The following is a 17379-nucleotide window of genomic DNA, read 5'->3' as shown; positions in this document are numbered from 1 at the left end:
GTGTTCAAAAAAACAGCGATCGTGATGTCACGATCGCTGTACTGATTGCTCTCTCCTTATATAAGAGGAAAGTGCACTTTACACCGCCATTGGTAGGTGCCAATTGATGACCTCTTTGCCTTGCTGAGAGAGGATCTGGTTCGCTTGTGAAAATGGTTTGCTACCAAAGAAACCTCGGTGAGCAGACAACGGTGATGGATGCGGTGCCGTTAACACATAGTGTTTGTTACGATCGATAAAGCGACCTTTCTTCTGCGCGTGTGAGCCCCACAGCAGGAACACCACACCTTGTTGATGCTGGTTAATCGCTTCAATTACGCGGTCAGTAAAGGTTTCCCAGCCCGTTTTTGAGTGCGAGTGTGCTTTGCCCTGCTCTACCGTCAATACGGTATTTAGTAGCAACACACCTTGCTCTGCCCAGCTTTGCAAAAAACCATGTTGAGGAATTTGAAAACCTTCGATATCTTGCGCCAACTCTTTGTACATATTCACCAAAGACGGTGGCGTTTTAATGCCGGGCAACACAGAGAAACACAAACCATGCGCTTGATTAGGACCGTGGTAAGGATCTTGCCCCAGAATCACTACCTTAACGTCTTTGAACTCGGTAAAACGAAAAGCGTTAAATACGTCTTTGGCTGGCGGATAAATGGCTTTGCCTGCCGCTCGTTCTGCTTCAACAAAATTCAAAGTATCGACAAAGTAGCTCTGCTGTTTTTCTTCGCCGATCACATCGTGCCAAGTGGGTAACTGATTCATGGAAAGTTCCTGTCCTAAAGTTTCCCTCTATTCTAACGAGCGAAACCCAAACAAACAAAAACTTACCACCAGCTTGAGACGGCTTTTCAAAAACTGACGCGCAGACAGCTGGTGTTAATCCATGCTGGTTTGGCTAAAACCAAAGTAACCAATACTAATAATGATGACGCTAATTACGCTGCGGCGTTCGAAAATGCCCTTGTCCTGAGATATGGCGGTTTGGAGTAGGTAAACGTAATACTCGTCGAGAGTGTGTCGCTGGGATAAAAGAAACTGGTCGAGACATATTGTCATCCTCCTAACTAGCTTCGCCTAACTACAACGTTGAGTTCAGGCGTTTAAAACAAGCGCATAACCGCTCAATGGTTTTAGCTAAGAAAGAAGGATGCCAACTTTACCATCCCGTTAGGAATTAACCATTTCTTCAATGTGGAATTGGCGTAAGGTGTTGATTTCTTGCTGCCAAATATCTGGGTCAATTGTTTCTAAAATCAAAGGGATACCATCAAAACGTGGATCTTTAGCGATGTACTCAAAACAGCTCCAACCGATCTCGCCTTTGCCTAATGAGTGGTGACGGTCAACCTTGCTAGCGAATTCGACTTTTGAATCATTTAGATGCATTGCTCTTAAATAGTGCATGCCTACGATACGATCGAACTCGGCAAAGGTATGCTCACAATCCTCTTTGGTACGCAGATCGTAACCGGCAGTAAACGTGTGGCAAGTATCAAGACACACGCCAACACGTTCTTTGTCTTCTACTTGATCGATGATTTCAGCAAGATGCTCAAACTTCCAACCCAAGTTAGTGCCCTGACCTGCAGTGTTCTCAATCACTGCGATCACATTCGGCACTGCTTTGTGCGCCAGGTTGATCGACTCAGCGATCGTCGACAAACACGCCTGTTCTGACACTTTCTTTAAGTGGCTACCAGGGTGGAAGTTGAGCAAGGTTAAACCTAACTGGTTACAACGCTCCATCTCGTCAATAAATGCCGCGCGGGATTTATTCAGCTTTTCTTCTTCCGGCGCCCCCAAGTTAATCAGATAAGAGTCATGGGGCAGAATGTGTTCGGCGCCGAAGCCAAGCATTTTGCAGTTTGCTTTGAATGCACTAATGGTTTTTTCTTCGAGTGGTTTAGCAACCCATTGACGCTGGTTCTTAGTAAACAGAGCAAACGCATTCGCACCAATCTCACGAGCACGAAGAGGCGCTTGATCGACTCCTCCAGCCGCGGACACGTGAGCACCAATAAATTTGTTTCCAAACTTGTTTTTCATGTTTGTCATTTAATCACTTTAGACTTTCAGGATGACTACCTAAATACAGGCAGTTGCGTTACCAAGGTTAATTTTTGAGCTCATTTTGTAGTAAATTTACAACAAAATTAACTTTTAAATATTTTTTATATTATCAAATAAATTGTAAATAGTATGTTTTCAAACGTTTTATTGATTTAACTCAAGAAAATCACCTTCAAAAAATTAAGGTTTTTAGTTGTTTTTTGACTTAAATCAATATTAAAATAATGGATATTGGCTATATAATACTTAGCTCGACAAAAATTCGAAAATTAACACCAATAATCACCACGTAAGTGGTCTAGGAGATAGTGATGATCCAAGGTATCCAAATTACTAAAGCAGCTAACGACGAACTACTAAACTCAATCTGGCTACTAGATAGCGAGAAGAACGAAGCGCGTTGTGTTGCTGCAGCATCAACTTACGAAGCAGACCAAGTTATCGCAATCAGCGACCTAGGTGAATACGAAAGCCGTGAAGTAGCAATCGAAACTGCTCCTCGCATCGAAGGTGGTCAACACCTAAACGTGAACGTTCTTAAACGTGAAACTCTAGAAGATGCAGTTGCACACCCAGAGAACTACCCACAGCTAACTATCCGTGTTTCTGGTTACGCAGTACGTTTCAACTCGCTAACTCCAGAACAGCAACGTGACGTAATCGCTCGTACTTTTACTGAGTCTCTATAATCTCTCAGTAAACTAGTTTGCTAGAATTTAAAAAGCTTGGTCAGCAATGACCAAGCTTTTTTTGTTTCTGGATCCTTCAAAACCCTTCCGATAGTAAAAAGCAACTCGCCTTCAAGGTGCATTTCTTTGCGAAGGATCTTTCTGAAACGCTTGTGCCAACGAGGTTGGATCAAGCCTATCTCTTTGCAGTGACGCCCCTTCTGCCCACCAAATCAGTTGATGCAGGGTGCGATTCATATAACTGTCCCACTGCGCCTGCTCCGACTCATTCGCAGCCACACCGTGCTCATCAAATACCTCTTGTGCTTTCGGAATGTGGATCATTGCCGACACAGGCAAGCACCCCAACTCGGATAAGAAAGTACGCATCGACACTGCAGCACGAGCACCACCCCATTGCCCGGCAGAGTAGGTCACGATAGCACTTGGCTTATAGGAAAACAGCGAACTGCCAAAGTGATTAAGCATGTTTGCCAAAGCTGGGCTCATCGAATGGTTGTATTCCGGGCTAACCATCACATACCCATCGGCCTGTTTGATTTTGTCTGCCAACTCACTTAGGTGCTGCGGCACTTTAGAGCGGTGATAAGCAAACTCGGGCTTAAACACATCGCCAAAGTCATAGTTCAATGGGTCGATGATTTCGACAGTATGTTGCGAATGCTGACTCACGATGAGTTTTTCACACGCTAAACTGACTCGCATCCCTAAACGGGCTGGTCGTGGTGGTGTACTGTCTCTCACTGAGCCAAGAAAAATCAAAAAATGCATGCTTCTCTTTCCATCTCATTCGGTTAAGTTCGTTTCTCAAGCATAAAGAGAGTTAAAACTTATCGGCAATAAAAAAGGTGAATGATTACTCATCCACCTCTCGCTATTTCTGTTTTGGTGCTTGCTGTGCTTTTGAAGCTTACTGCACGCGGCGCAGTACTTGTTTCAATGCGTCAAAGTCTGCGTCGAGATCTTCTGATAACAGTTCCATCGCAGCGTGCTTCGCTAGCGGTGCAGGAAGGTCAATGTCAGATTGCAGAATGTCATCCACCACTTCTTTGAACTTCGCAGGGTGTGCAGTACATAGGAACAGACCGGTCTCACCATCTTGCAGTTGCTCTTCAAGAACACGGTAAGCAATCGCACCGTGCGGTTCACACAGGTAACCTAAAGCATGTAAGTCTTTCACTGACTGAGCGCTTTGCTCATCAGATACAGCACCTTTTCCTAGCGTCTCCAAGCCCCACTCTTTCACGCGACACAACTCTTCGATACGAGGCCAGTTGTTTGGTTGACTCACGTCCATCGCGTTCGATGTCGTTGCGACCGTTGGTTTTGGCTCCCACTTACCCGTTTGTAGGTAACGCGGTACCGTGTCATTAGCATTAGTTGCAGCGATAAAACGTTTGATAGGCAGACCCAGCGCTTTTGCCAGTAGACCAGCAGTTAGGTTACCAAAGTTACCACTTGGTACAGACACGACTAGGTTTTCACGCTCTTGCTTACTCATTTGCGCGGCAGCTTCAAAGTAGTAACAGATTTGTGCCATCAAGCGGCTGATGTTGATTGAGTTTGCAGAGTTCAGACCGATCTCTTCACGCAATGCCGAATCATCAAAAGCTTGCTTAACCAGAGCCTGACACGCGTCGAAGTCACCATCGATCGCGACAGTGTGAATGTTTTTACCAAGCGTACAGAATAGCTTTTCTTGCAGTGGGCTGATCTTGCCTTTCGGGTAAAGAATCACAACGTTGATGTCTTCCATACCGTAGAAAGCATGCGCAACGGCTGCGCCAGTATCGCCAGAAGTTGCAGTCAGAATGGTGATCTTGCCGCCGTCCGAAACGGCTGCAAGAGATTGCGCCATAAAGCGACCACCAAAGTCTTTAAATGCAAGCGTTGGACCATGGAACAGTTCCAGAGCGTAAACACCGTCTTTCACTTGATTAATTGGCGCAGGGAATTGGAATGCAGCGTCAACCAATGCGTTAACTTGCTCTTCCGCCAGCTCATCACCAATCAGTGCAGATAGGATTTTCGTGCTACGAGAGACAAAGTCTTCTGCCAGTAGCGCATCAACGTCTTCAAATTTTGGTAGTTCCGATGGGAAAAATAGACCTTGGTTACGACCTAACCCTTGGCGAACGGCTTGACCAAAGGAAACTTGTTCATCATTTTCTTTTATATTGTAAAGCTTCATAGCTCACTTCCTGTTACTTTCGAACCCTGCTTATCTAGACGACAAACGTGGACGAATCCTTCTTCGTTTTGTACGTAGTTCTGTTCTAACCAGCGAGCAACTCGCTCAGCGACATCTTTCTCTTTGCAAATACTGAACAGTGTCGGACCACTGCCAGAAATACCGGTTGCCAATGCACCCGCAGACGCTGCGTATTGACGTGCATTTGCAAAACCCGGGAGCAGTTTCTCACGATACGGTTCTGCGATCACGTCTTTGATCATTTTTGCAGCAAGTTCTGGCTGACCAGAATGACACGCATGAATAAAGCCCGCAAGATGGCGACCATGAGCAATGATATCTTGTCGGCGATATTGAGATGGTAGGATCTCACGCGCTTCTGCTGTTGATACTTTGATACCCGGATATGCCATTACCCAGAACCAATCATCAAAGCAAGGCACTTCTTGGCTGATAATACCCAACTCTTCAAGCATCAATTGCACACCGCCAAGGTAACACGGTGCGACGTTATCGTAGTGAATACCACCAGAGATCTTACCTTCCATTTCTCCCATCAGCGCCAGTAACTCTGTCTCGTTAAGCGGCTGACCATGGAATCGGTTCAATGCATCTAATGCAGCAACGATAGAACATGCACTTGAGCCTAATCCAGAGCCGATTGGCATGTTCTTTTCTAGTGTCATTTCAAGTGGCTTTAGCTCGACGCCTTTCTTGTCTAGCTCGCGAGCAAACACTACCCAACAATCGTAAACGATGTTCTCTTTTGGCTCAGTTGGTAGCTTCTCAACAAAATCACCAGCCGTCTTTAGGCTGAACGGCTCAGCCCCAGATTTAACCAATACACGGTCACCCAATAGTGTGCCATCAACTGGGGACACCGCCGCCCCCAGAACATCAAAACCAACGCTTACATTACCAATTGATGCTGGGGCGTAGACCACTACATCCATATCACTTGAACTCATTGTCGTTATACCCCTAGCTTCCAACCTAAAGTACGCATCACATCCGAGAATACGCCCGCTGCCGTAACCTCAGTACCCGCACCGTAACCACGCAATACCAGTGGAATTGGTTGGTAGTAGCGGCTGTAGAATGCCAGTGCGTTTTCACCATCTTTGATCTTAAACATCGGATCATTTTCATCTACGGCAGCAATGCTTACCGTGCATTTACCATCAACGATTTCACCTACATAACGCAGCACTTTGCCCTCTTCCGCCGCTTTAGCTGACAGCTCTTTAAAGTACGCGTCCGCCTCTGGTAAACGTTCCATGAACTCTTCAACGCTGCCTGAGTCGTCAAAACCTGGTGGCAGAGCTTGATCAACCACAACGTCTTCTAGTTCTAGGGACATACCAGCTTCACGAGCAAGGATAAGTAGCTTACGCGCAACGTCCATACCCGATAGATCATCACGAGGGTCAGGCTCGGTAAAGCCGTTTTGCTTGGCGATGTTGGTTGCTTCACTTAGGCTCATGCCTTCGTCTAACTTGCCGAAGATGTAAGAAAGAGAGCCAGAAAGGATGCCGCTGAAGCGCTCTAGTTCATCACCTGCTGAGATTAAGTTTTGTAGGTTTTCGATTACCGGTAGACCTGCACCTACGGTTGTTTCATACATCAGCTTACGACGAGAGCTGCGCGCTACATCGCGAAGTTGATGGTAGTAAGCCATGCTTGCTGTGTTTGCTTTCTTGTTTGGCGTGACTACGTGGAAACCTGCTGCTAGGAAGTCTGCGTATTGATTCGCGATATCTTCACTTGAAGTACAGTCAACCAATACTGGGTTGATGATGTGGTTGCGTTGCACTAAAGAAATCAGACGCGCTAGGCTGAATTCTTCTGTCGCTGCCGACATACGGTCACGCCAATGCTCCAGTGGCAGCCCTTCACTATCAAGTAGAAGACCTTTACTGTTTGCTAAGCCGCATACGCGAATCACAATGCCTTTTTCCGCAAGCTTCGCTTGTTGACGCTCGATCTGATCCACCAGTTCACCACCAACGCCGCCAATACCAACCACGAATACATCTAAGAAGTGCTTAGAGTTGAATAGGTTCTCGTGACAGGCTTTGATCGCTTCAGAGATTTTATCTTCAGGAATCACAGCTGAGATTGCACGCTCAGATGAGCCCTGTGCAATGGCGACAATGTTTACGTTCACTTCAGCAAGAGATGAGAAGAAACGAGATGCAACACCGCGTGATGTACGCATACCGTCACCCACAAGTGTCACAATAGAAACATCATCAATGAACTCGACTGGTTCAAGTAGACCGTCTTTTAGTTCAAGTTCAAACGCATCCGCCAATACTTGTTGTGCTTTTGCTTTGTCTTGCGCTTCGATACAGAAGCTGATGCTGTACTCAGAAGAAGATTGAGTGATCAGAACGATAGACACACCGGCTGATGACATTGCACCAAATACTCGGCTTGCCATGCCAACCATACCCTTCATACCAGGACCAGACACGTTAACCATCGTTAGGTCGTTCAGCGTCGTGATGCCTTTGATTGCGAGGTTATCTTCGCCAGTGTCTTGACCAATCAGCGTACCTGCCCCTTGTGGGTTAAAGCTGTTTTTGATCAGACAAGGAATATGGAATTGTGCGATTGGTGCGATGGTTTTCGGATGCAGAACGGATGCACCAAAGTAAGAAAGCTCCATCGCTTCTTGGTAGCTCAGTGATTTAAGAAGACGAGCATCTTCCACCAAACGAGGGTCACAGTTGTAAACACCATCAACGTCAGTCCAAATTTCACAGCAATCTGCGCGCAGACACGCTGCAAGAACCGCAGCAGAGTAGTCAGAGCCATTACGACCAAGTGTTACTAACTCACCTTTCTCATTACCTGCGGTAAAACCAGGCATGATATTTACGTGACCTTGAGGAAGAGGATTTTGGCGGAAGTTCTGAGTAGAGACTTCAACATCGACCATCGCTTCTAGGTGATCGCCTTTTGCGTATAGATACTCGACTGGGTCGATAAGATGCGCAGGTTGCCCTTTCGCTTCTAATACCGCTTTCATCAACTGAATCGAGACGCGCTCACCTTTACTAATGATGCGTGCGTTGACGTTGTTTGGGCACATACCAAGAAGATTGATGCCGTGAACGAATTGGCGAAGCTGAGAAAGTGAAGTTTTTACTTGGTTATCAAATGCAGCACCATCGATGTTTGGCAATACATTTTGGATATCTGAAAATAATGCTTTGAACGAAGCTTCAAGTTCATTGATTTGCAACTCAGCTTCACCATTGCGAAGTGCACCTTCAATCACCGCGACCAGTTTATTGGTCGTTTTGCCTGGTGCTGAAAGTACCACTGCGACTTCTTCTTGCTGCGCATTGTTGGCGATGATATCCGCCGCTCTTAGAAAGCGATCTGCATCCGCTAATGATGAGCCGCCAAACTTTAATACTCGCATCCCTTCCTCCGATGTATCTTCTTAGATCTGTCTAAATTCTTTATAAAAAAGCATAAAAAAAGGCCTGTATCTTGTTGGATACAGGCCTTTCTTGTGAATTTCTTTCGCTCAGCAGCCTGCCCCAACATTGGTCGTGTCGGTAATAATAATGGTTGTGGTCATTACTACTTGGCTGTGAGATGTCATAAATAAATATTCAACGATAGTTGTGTGTTTTCTTAACTCTACGTTTACCGAGTTTCCGAAACAGAGTCAACAAAAAATTGTGTATTTTCCGGCCTTGTAGAGATTTCTGCTGCGCAATGTCGTTGATATTTAAGTGTAATTACAATGAGTTAGTCTGCTTACGATTTTATTCTTTTTTTTCAGTCATTCGCTCATGGTTCTTACAGATCTATTAGGATGAAGATCCTATGTAAGATCTTGATGCAAATATGCACAATCGAAAACTGATCTTTGCAGGTTCTATTTAACAACAACTTAACTGTGATCAAGGTTCCTAGGATCGAATTAAGTGGAAAATAAATGAGCTGGCTTTCATATTCTATGCTTTAATAGTGAGAAGCTTTTAGCACATACTAATAACAAAGTTAGACACAAGGAGTGGTCACATGAAAAAATGGATTTTTCTGTTGCTATTCGCCGTGCCTAGCGTTTGTCTTGCTAACGATCTTCCGCCTCTTCCAGGCAAAACTTCTTCGTCTCCACACAAGCTTTTCATCTCTAGTGAAAACTATCAAACAGATAGCTTCGATGTATGGAACATAGATGGTGGTTACTCATACGAGCTGTTTGATTCCGTTGATCTTTACGTTGGTGCGCGAGTCAACAACTCGCCAACAAAAAACCAAAGCGGTTTTCTTAGTGGGATCAGTTATCACTTTAATGATCGAGTAACAGTGAAAAGTACTGTTAGATCTTATAAAGCTGAAACGGCGGAAGGTATCCGAGAAGAAGACAGTAGCCTTGCTGCTGAAGTCTCAAGTCGCGTGAAAATCACCGAGAATTTGGATCTTCACGCCACTCTAGATTACCAAGATTGGCAACAAGGCTTCGAAGTAGGATTAGGTTTCCGCTTCTAGAAGTCCAGCGCTTCTTTCGAAATCAAAACCCCATTCCAGTCTGCGTAAACATAGTGTTTTGGCTGCACGATTTGGTTTTGCATCGTCAATGTCACGTTGATTTCTCCCACGCCACGCTTCTCTGTTTTAAACGGGCATGTACCCAAAGCTTGAACACCAATATCCATTTGTGACATTTGTGCCACATCGCGAATCGCACCGTAAACAATAATGCCTTCCCAACCATTTTCGATACCGAGAATCGCGAGCTGATCACCTAGCAACGCTTTTTGACATGAGCCGTGTCCATCAACAATCAGCACTTTTCCAGTGCCATCTTCGTTCAGTACTTCGCGTACTTTGGAGTTATCGTGGTAACAACGTACAGTGACAATCTCGCCATGAAAGGCCGTGCGTTGACCAAAGTTCTGCAATGGTAAGCTAAGCAGGATGACTTGGTCCTCAAACTGGTCACAAATGTCTGGTGTTATGTCTCTCATATTTCCTCCGTGAATTGTCTCACCTAAGCTGAAGCTCAGATAAGTAGTATCCTTCTAGACGAGTCGCGGCTGTATTGTTCCGAGCTTGTGCAAAACTTCAGGTTCTGAACAAGCAATCAAGTAAAGCTCGTCATCAATGACGTAATAAATCGCGTTTTGTTGAAATTGATTCGCCAGGTCTATTGCGGCTTGCGGTGTTAACTCAGCAGCATAGCTCTCTTCAAACCATTCAAATGTCTGATCGCCAACCGTGACAGGCACGTATTTAACGTGGTTTAATTGTTGTTCGAGTTTATGATTACTTATGCAGTTCTCTTCTTTTGACCGCAGATTACTGTAAGGGTTCCAAGCAGTTATCACCGCGTAGTTGGTTACCTCCCATTCAGCGTGAAAACGGAAGAAAGACTCTGAATAAGCATTCCATAACGATGCGTCTATGTTCGTATTACTTTTTTCTATCATAACTCTTAAACGATTAATAACAGTTACATTTCATCAATTGATGTAAATCAACAAACTGAATGGAATTAACATTTGAGCATTGTTAGCATGCTGTTAACAATATAAAATCCGCTCCATATCTTAGGGTGTTTACGTTTCAGGCTCCGTAATTACAGGGAATTGAAAGGTAAACAAGCCCTATAGAATAAACGTCGCCATCGGATACTGGTGAGTTGGCAAAATTCCAAGGAAGGCGGATAACTGAAAGAAGTGTTTTTTTGATCAACTTGATTTATTATCAAAATCACATTACCTGTATGTTATATTTTTGCCTAGAATTTATTCTATTAGCACAATTTTGTCACAAATTTAGGTACCGCCAATGCAAACCCCGCAGATTCTTATCGTAGAAGATGAGCAAGTAACTCGTAACACTCTTAAGAGTATTTTTGAAGCAGAGGGATACGCTGTTTTTGAAGCCAGTGACGGTGAAGAAATGCACCAAGTGTTGTCTGAAAATTCAATCAACTTGGTTATTATGGACATTAATCTTCCAGGCAAGAATGGTCTCCTTCTAGCACGTGAACTTCGCGAGCAAGCGAACATCGCACTGATGTTCCTGACTGGTCGTGACAATGAAGTAGACAAGATCCTAGGTCTTGAAATCGGTGCTGATGACTACATCACGAAACCATTCAATCCGCGTGAACTAACTATCCGTGCTCGCAACCTGCTAAGCCGCTCAATGAGCACTAACGCTGTACAGGAAGAGAAACGCTCGGTAGAAAAATACGAGTTCAACGGTTGGGTGTTAGACATCAACAGCCGCTCTCTAGTGAGCCCATCTGGTGACAGCTACAAACTGCCACGCTCTGAGTTCCGTGCTCTACTGCACTTCTGTGAGAACCCAGGTAAGATTCAAACTCGTGCTGACCTTCTTAAGAAGATGACAGGTCGTGAGCTTAAGCCACATGACCGTACTGTAGACGTAACTATCCGTCGCATTCGTAAGCACTTCGAATCAGTATCAGGTACACCTGAAATCATCGCGACTATTCACGGTGAAGGCTACCGCTTCTGTGGCGATCTAGAAGACTAATCTGCCCCAGCATAAACAATAAGGGCTTGCTCAATGAGCAAGCCCTTTTGCTATCTGTCACTTAGCAATAAATGCAAACTTAATGGTTAATACAAGCTTAGTGGCTAATACACTTTGTCGATCTTGATGCCTTTCTCGACTAACCACTCTTTCTTGCCTGCGTCATCTAACAATAACGCCAAATCGACCGACTTCTCCATATCCGCTTCGATTTGCCATACAAACGCCACTTCCCACTGATTTTCACTGTGGGTACGTAACTCTAATAAGTCACCATCAATTTCCCACTCTGAATCACCTTGCTTAATAATCAGAGCATCAACCGTTAAGTTTGCAGGCAGCTCATTATCTGCTTTTAGGTACAATGCGCCATGAACGTTCTGCTCTTGAACTTCACCAATGGTTGGCATCAGGTTTACCCATAGGTTGCTCTTTAGCTCAACGTTCACTGTATTCATCGTGACTTGGCTGCCTTGTTGCCATCCAACTTGAGGAGCAGAACTACAACCCGCCAGTAGCGCAATTGCCAGTGCTGCCGATGCAAATTTCTTCATTTTATTTCCTCTGTTCCAACCAACTCTTCAATACTTGAATATCATTTTGATATTCGTTTTTAATTTCTTCGACCCAATCCGATATGTTCTCCCACCAAGCAGGCATATCAGGAGATTGTGCTTTCTGTGCGACGCTTTGGATGTGTTTTAAACCAATCGAGCCTGCTGCACCTTTAATTTTATGTGCTTCAGAAACAATACCGTCTTGGTCTTTTGCCGTCATGTTTGAGTCCAACACCTCGATATAATCAGGCATCATGTCTTCAAACATCTTAATACTGTCATACACAGGCTTCACGCCAACGATATCCACGTAAGACTCTAGCATATCAAGATCCAGCAAGTGGGTATTGATGACTGGAGATGGCATCGGTGTCGCCTCTTCGATGACTTCAGCTTCTGCGATCTCTTCCATCACACTCTCATTGTTCTCAACGCGCTCAACGAAGAACTTATCGATCACCGCTTGTAACGCTTGAACTGCAAGTGGTTTGCTTATGGCATCATCCATACCGTTATCGAGATATTCACGACGATCTTTCATGACATTCGCAGTCAATGCCACCAGCGGCGGTAGATTATCGTAGTGTTCACGGTAGTACTTAGCCACGTCAAACCCAGTCATGTCCGGAAGCTGAATATCAAGCAAAGCTAAGTCGTATTCATCCGGTACGAAGTTCACCAGCGCTTCCTCACCCGTCATTGCGACAGTAACAGAGTGCCCCAAGCTTTCGAGCAGAGATTTCGCAACAGTGACATTAAGTTCGATGTCTTCGACCATAAAGATATTAAGATGTACATTGTCGCGTTTTGCATCGATAACAGGTGCTTCTAACTCAACCACTGGCACGTGAATCGATACGGTAAAGGTACTACCGAATCCTTCCTCACTTGCTACGGTAATGTCACCGTCCATCATGTTGATCAGCTGCTTAGAAACCGCCAAACCGATACCAGTACCCACCGCATGCAGGTTATCTTTGCCTGATTTCACTTGGTAGTACATCGCAAAGATCTTATCTAACTCCTCATCAGGGATACCGATGCCAGTATCTTCCACTTCCATAATGATGGTCGCATAATCATCTTCTACATCTGCACTCACCGTCATTACGACGCCACCTTCTTTGGTGAACTTCATGGCGTTGCTAACCAAGTTCCAGATAACCTGGCGTAGACGTGTCGCATCCACTTCTATCGCTTTTGGTAGCGAGCTCAAACGCTCTAGATCGAAGCGTAGCCCTTTCTGTTCAGCCATCAGAGCCGAGATACTTTCAATTTCAGCGACGAAGTCTTCAAAGTTCAATGGTGCAGGTAACAACTCCAACTTACGACGGTCAAATTTGTCCATGTCGATAATGTCGTTAAAGATGTTGCCCAAAGTAATGGCACTAACATTGATGGTTTGCATGTGTTTACGTTGCTCTTCAGTCAACTGACTATCAAGCAACATACGACTCAAGCCTACAATGCCGTTTAACGGTGTGCGCAGCTCATGACTGATAGTGGAGATAAAGGTGGTTTTATCACGGCTGGCTTTTTCTAATGATTCTTCATGGCGCTTACGCTCGGTGATATCGCGACCGAAACCAACCAGACCAAGGTGGCGACCATCTTTGCTGTAGAACGGTACTTTGCGCAATTCAAAGTAATGTTTGCGACCATCAGGGTATTCTAGCCATTGCTCGTAGGTAATTGCTTGGTTATCAGCAAAGACTTTTTGGTCGGTATCGACGATATGCTCAGCCACTTCTTTGCTGTAGACATCCCAAGGGCTCAAGCCCACTAATTGGTGTTCTTTCTTACCAGTTAACTCTTCCATCGCGCGGTTACAGCCAGAAAAAACACCATCAGCGTTGCGGTAGTAAATCAAATCTGGAGATGCATCGATAAAAGAACGTAACAGCGCCGTACGCTCGGCAAGCTCAAGCTGAGTACGCTCACGTTGGAACACCTCATTCTCCAAGTCTTGCATCGCTTCTTCACGTGCTTCTTCTGCTTTAATACGCTCTTCAATTTCTTGGTTGAGCTTTTCAATGTTCTGCTGCAGTTGAAAGTTCAGCTCTTGGTCACGCGAACGCATGTCCTTAAGCTTAGATACTAACTTGGTCAGTCTTTGACGAGACTCTTCAAGCTGATCCACCACGACAGATAGGAAATACACCGCCCAAGGGGTAATAAGTAGACCAAAGAATACCGAACGAACGATATCTATATCGTCAACGTTACCCTTAAGCGCCAACGTGATACCAACTTGCACAACAACAGCCAGTGCAACCAGCGCCAACGCCAGTAGTATCGAGAAACGGACAATCCCCAGCTTAACCAATAGGTCAACATAGTACTGGGCGAGATTTTTCATGGGCTTCATTCACTACTCCATGGAACAAGCTAGACATCGAACCCTGATCAGTTTGAAAAGCAAAACCGTTAAGCGCAGTTACTCAACAGCATCAATGTTTGAAAGACACACAACTGAAATGGCGACGCTTCAGGGCTCATCAGCGCCTCATGCTGTGTATTCGCAGTTTAACGTGTTTGATACGGTGATTTAAACCGCCTGCTCTCAACTTAGAGCAAGCGGTCACAAAGCGTTAATAAGAACCAGGATGAACTCGAGTGCAGTCACGCCCATCAGCCTTAGCTTGATAGAGTGCGCTGTCTGCCATTGCAACGCCCATTTCTGGTTCGTCACCATGATGCGGGATGTAAGAAACAAAGCCGATACTCATCGTCAACCGATCCGAAGTCGTTGAGTTACTATGTTCCACAGCAAGTTCGTGGATTTGTTCATGGATGCGTTTGGCAACTTTGTGTGCACCTTCCGTTGTGGTGTTTGGCAAGATAAAGCCAAACTCTTCCCCACCATATCGTGCTACGCAGTCCGATGACCGACTCACCACCTGTTGAAACGCCGCAGCGACTTGGACTAAAGCATCATCACCTTTTTGGTGACCATAGCAGTCGTTATAGTCTTTAAAGAAATCAATATCACACAACATGATCGTCAGCGGCAATTTCTCACGAATATGGTGATACCAAAGAGTATGAAGTTGTTCATCGAAGCGGCGACGGTTAGCGACTTTTGTCAGGCTGTCAGAGAAGCTTAATTTTTCTAACTCCAAATTCGCTTCCTCAAGCTTTTGCTCTGCAAGATAACGCTCAGAGATATCACGTGCCATAATCAATACACCGTTAGTACCCGATGCTCGGTCTTTAAACGGCGATTTCACCACATCAAACCAAGTATGATACCCATCAGTGCTGCTCACTTTATCGATGTAGCGTACAGGTTGTGTTTGCTGCAATGCTTGCATGTCACTAGCTTCCAAACGAAGGTAAATATCATCAGGCACTACGTCTTGTAGTCGCTTACCAATCAAATCCCCTACATCAGAAATGCCTAACGCATTCACAAATGGTTTATTACAAGCCTGGTAAACCATGTTTTCATTGAAGATACCGATAGAGTCTGGGCTGGCATCCAAAATGGTTTGTAAGATTGTATCGCGCTGTGCCAAGGCGACTTCGGTATCTTTACGACGTTCCATTTCGTCGCGCAAATTCTGCTGCATCTTGTGCCATTCAGTAACATCATGGCTGATAGATAAAGTACCAATCATCTCTCCGGACTGAGAAACCAAAGAACTTTGGTTTACTTCCAACAAACAACTTCGACCTTGCTGATCGGTTGTCCAACGCCTCTCAGTTTTACGTGTAGCTATTGGGTTCATCTTGGAGGAGCAAGCTTCTTCTCTGCGCCCTTCCCAAAACAGGTCAAACGCACGGTTGGTTGTCAGTACTTTACCTTGCTTATCTTGCAGACATATCAATTCAGATAACGAGTCGAGAGCGGAACGAGCAATACCTAACTGCTCTAATTCTTGTTGCTGCTCTTGGCGAGTAAACTGGTAAGGCTGAGCGTAAATAATCCATACGCGATGCCCACGAAGTAAGCTCTTTCGACCAGATAACTCAATCTTAATATTCTCTGTTTCAGACAACCGCCAATCAAACAGCTGCTGCCCAAAATGTCGGCTGGAAAAGCTATCAAGTAATGCAATTATCTCGTCAGTATTAAAAGAAGCAGGATAGAGAAACCCAGAACCTAAACGGCGGATACCAAGCAATTGCATGGCAGAATCATTGGAGAGCAACAATTGACCACTGCCCGCATCTAACACGAGAACAGGGTAAGGAGAGTCAGTAACGATAAGTTTTAAAGCAGATTGAAATCGTATATAGATCAGCGTAACTGTGATTACACATACAACAGAGAGCAGGACCACAAATCCGTAGTCGCCCTGCCCATCCCAGAGCCAATTGAGTAACTGATCCATTTTTCCGACCTTTCAAGCAAATCGGAGGAAATATAACAGTTATTAATCGATCATTCTGCCTTTAATTCTGGTTTGATATAGATGAAGGCATCACCAGTTAAGCTGCCTTGTGGGCCTTCTCGATCCAATGCACGACCAATTTCAGTCATCGCTAACCAGCGGTTTTCACACCACAACGGCGACAAAAGAGTAGGACGGCGAGCTGCTGAGGAAACGCGATGGAAGATCACTTCTTTAGGAGTCATGCGGATCATTTCACTGGCGATAGCAACGTAATCCTCCAATTCTGGGGCTTCTAGCTTTCCGGCACGCCACGCTTTCGCCATTGTACTGCCTTCTACGATATGTAAACCATGCAGTTTGATACCATCTGTGCCGACGCCCAAAACTTTACGCAATGTGTCGATGTTGTCATCGCGTGTTTCTCTAGGCAAACCGACGATCAGATGAGTACAAACTCTAATACCTAGTGCCCGAGCGCGCTTGGTGATTTCTGCATAACACTCAAAATCATGACCACGGTTGATACGCTTGAGGGTGTCATTGTTGGCAGTTTGAAGACCCAGTTCTAGCCAAATCTCATAACCTTGATTCACATAGTCAGACAGTAAATCCAGCACAGCATCAGGAACGCAATCTGGACGAGTGCCCACACAAAGGCCGACGATATCTGCAGCCTTGAGTGCTTCCTCGTACATGTTTTTAAGAACTTGCACTTCTGCATAGGTACTGGTGTACGCCTGAAAATATGCCAGATACTTCTTCGCCCTGTGGATCTCTCCAGCACGATCTTTCAATTGATCGTGGATACTTTTGATCTGTACTTCTTCATCCGCAAATGAAGCCACATTACAAAATGTGCATCCACCTCGACCAATAGTGCCATCGCGGTTTGGACAACTGAAACCACCGTGCAAAGTCAGTTTATGGACTTTTTCGCCATAACGGCGCTGAAGGTCTTGGCCTAATGTGTTGACCAACTCATGTAACTGCATAGATTCTCA

General features: G+C 45.0%; 16 protein-coding genes and 1 other annotated feature. Of the genes, 4 read left to right on the top strand and 12 right to left on the bottom strand.

Translation table 11 applies throughout. From position 1 onward, the window contains the following. Positions 1 to 78 precede the first annotated feature (78 nt). Positions 79 to 759 carry a uracil-DNA glycosylase gene (ung, locus tag NL647_RS16065; RefSeq protein WP_005447865.1) on the bottom strand — a complete coding sequence of 227 codons (681 nt, stop codon included), beginning with the start codon at positions 757 to 759 and terminating at the stop codon, positions 79 to 81. A gap of 405 nt (positions 760 to 1164) precedes the next feature. After that, positions 1165 to 2052: a deoxyribonuclease IV gene (gene nfo, locus NL647_RS16060; RefSeq protein ID WP_005447864.1), complete on the bottom strand. Its 888-nt coding sequence runs from the start codon at positions 2050 to 2052 to the stop codon at positions 1165 to 1167. Positions 2053 to 2378: 326 nt separating this feature from the next. Between nfo and grcA the strand changes: the two genes are divergently transcribed. Beyond that, on the top strand, positions 2379 to 2756 hold the full coding sequence (grcA, locus tag NL647_RS16055) for an autonomous glycyl radical cofactor GrcA (protein ID WP_005434930.1): 378 nt from the start codon (positions 2379 to 2381) through the stop codon (positions 2754 to 2756). A gap of 111 nt (positions 2757 to 2867) precedes the next feature. On the opposite strand, the gene NL647_RS16050 is transcribed toward grcA, so the two are convergent. From NL647_RS16050 to thrA, 4 genes are all read right to left on the bottom strand, one after another. Beyond that, positions 2868 to 3527 carry an NADPH-dependent FMN reductase gene (locus NL647_RS16050; protein ID WP_047512476.1) on the bottom strand — a complete coding sequence of 220 codons (660 nt, stop codon included), beginning with the start codon at positions 3525 to 3527 and terminating at the stop codon, positions 2868 to 2870. A gap of 139 nt (positions 3528 to 3666) precedes the next feature. Further along, positions 3667 to 4947 (bottom strand): threonine synthase, encoded by a 1281-nt coding sequence (gene thrC / locus NL647_RS16045; RefSeq protein ID WP_009702444.1) that lies wholly within the window; start codon positions 4945 to 4947, stop codon positions 3667 to 3669. Then, a complete protein-coding gene (thrB, locus tag NL647_RS16040) occupies positions 4944 to 5900 on the bottom strand; it encodes a homoserine kinase (RefSeq protein WP_005447861.1) in 957 nt (318 codons plus the stop codon). Before thrB ends, thrC begins: the two co-directional genes overlap by 4 nt. Positions 5901 to 5920: 20 nt before the next feature. Further along, positions 5921 to 8380, bottom strand: coding sequence for a bifunctional aspartate kinase/homoserine dehydrogenase I (gene thrA / locus NL647_RS16035; RefSeq protein ID WP_005447860.1), 2460 nt, complete (start codon positions 8378 to 8380; stop codon positions 5921 to 5923). 53 nt (positions 8381 to 8433) lie between these two features. Beyond that, positions 8434 to 8550: a sequence feature (Thr leader region), on the bottom strand. A gap of 441 nt (positions 8551 to 8991) precedes the next feature. Here thrA and NL647_RS16030 point away from each other — a divergent pair. Next, positions 8992 to 9462 (top strand): hypothetical protein, encoded by a 471-nt coding sequence (locus NL647_RS16030; RefSeq protein ID WP_005447857.1) that lies wholly within the window; start codon positions 8992 to 8994, stop codon positions 9460 to 9462. Here the strand turns inward: NL647_RS16030 and NL647_RS16025 are convergent. Together NL647_RS16025 and NL647_RS16020 are read right to left on the bottom strand one after the other, a co-directional pair. Continuing rightward, positions 9459 to 9941, bottom strand: a complete 483-nt coding sequence (locus NL647_RS16025) for a putative 4-hydroxy-4-methyl-2-oxoglutarate aldolase (protein ID WP_074051069.1) — start codon at positions 9939 to 9941, stop codon at positions 9459 to 9461. The two genes, NL647_RS16030 and NL647_RS16025, sit on opposite strands and share 4 nt — an antisense overlap. A gap of 54 nt (positions 9942 to 9995) precedes the next feature. Further along, positions 9996 to 10403, bottom strand: a complete 408-nt coding sequence (locus tag NL647_RS16020) for a DUF3293 domain-containing protein (RefSeq protein WP_005447853.1) — start codon at positions 10401 to 10403, stop codon at positions 9996 to 9998. Between the two features lie 361 nt (positions 10404 to 10764). Between NL647_RS16020 and arcA the strand changes: the two genes are divergently transcribed. Then, positions 10765 to 11481, top strand: coding sequence for a two-component system response regulator ArcA (gene arcA / locus NL647_RS16015; RefSeq protein WP_005447851.1), 717 nt, complete (start codon positions 10765 to 10767; stop codon positions 11479 to 11481). A 104-nt stretch (positions 11482 to 11585) separates the two neighbouring features. On the opposite strand, the gene NL647_RS16010 is transcribed toward arcA, so the two are convergent. Together NL647_RS16010 and arcB are read right to left on the bottom strand one after the other, a co-directional pair. Beyond that, complete coding sequence (locus NL647_RS16010; RefSeq protein ID WP_005447850.1) at positions 11586 to 12035, bottom strand: hypothetical protein; 450 nt, start codon at positions 12033 to 12035, stop codon at positions 11586 to 11588. A 1-nt stretch (position 12036) separates the two neighbouring features. After that, positions 12037 to 14406 carry an aerobic respiration two-component sensor histidine kinase ArcB gene (gene arcB / locus NL647_RS16005; protein ID WP_017190094.1) on the bottom strand — a complete coding sequence of 790 codons (2370 nt, stop codon included), beginning with the start codon at positions 14404 to 14406 and terminating at the stop codon, positions 12037 to 12039. Between arcB and NL647_RS16000 the strand changes: the two genes are divergently transcribed. Next, positions 14396 to 14590, top strand: coding sequence for a hypothetical protein (locus NL647_RS16000; protein WP_069218190.1), 195 nt, complete (start codon positions 14396 to 14398; stop codon positions 14588 to 14590). The genes arcB and NL647_RS16000 overlap by 11 nt on opposite strands. A 39-nt stretch (positions 14591 to 14629) precedes the next feature. On the opposite strand, the gene NL647_RS15995 is transcribed toward NL647_RS16000, so the two are convergent. Together NL647_RS15995 and NL647_RS15990 are read right to left on the bottom strand one after the other, a co-directional pair. Beyond that, positions 14630 to 16375 (bottom strand): diguanylate cyclase, encoded by a 1746-nt coding sequence (locus NL647_RS15995; protein ID WP_253650389.1) that lies wholly within the window; start codon positions 16373 to 16375, stop codon positions 14630 to 14632. A gap of 50 nt (positions 16376 to 16425) precedes the next feature. After that, on the bottom strand, positions 16426 to 17370 hold the full coding sequence (locus NL647_RS15990; RefSeq protein WP_253650388.1) for a TIGR01212 family radical SAM protein: 945 nt from the start codon (positions 17368 to 17370) through the stop codon (positions 16426 to 16428). Positions 17371 to 17379: the final 9 nt, after the last annotated feature.

The sequence above is a fragment of the Vibrio sp. Y29_XK_CS5 genome, from assembly GCF_024181835.1.
Classification (GTDB): domain Bacteria; phylum Pseudomonadota; class Gammaproteobacteria; order Enterobacterales; family Vibrionaceae; genus Vibrio; species Vibrio harveyi.
The sequence above is the reverse complement of the archived record's forward strand: the minus strand, read 5'-3'. Positions and strand labels throughout refer to the sequence as shown.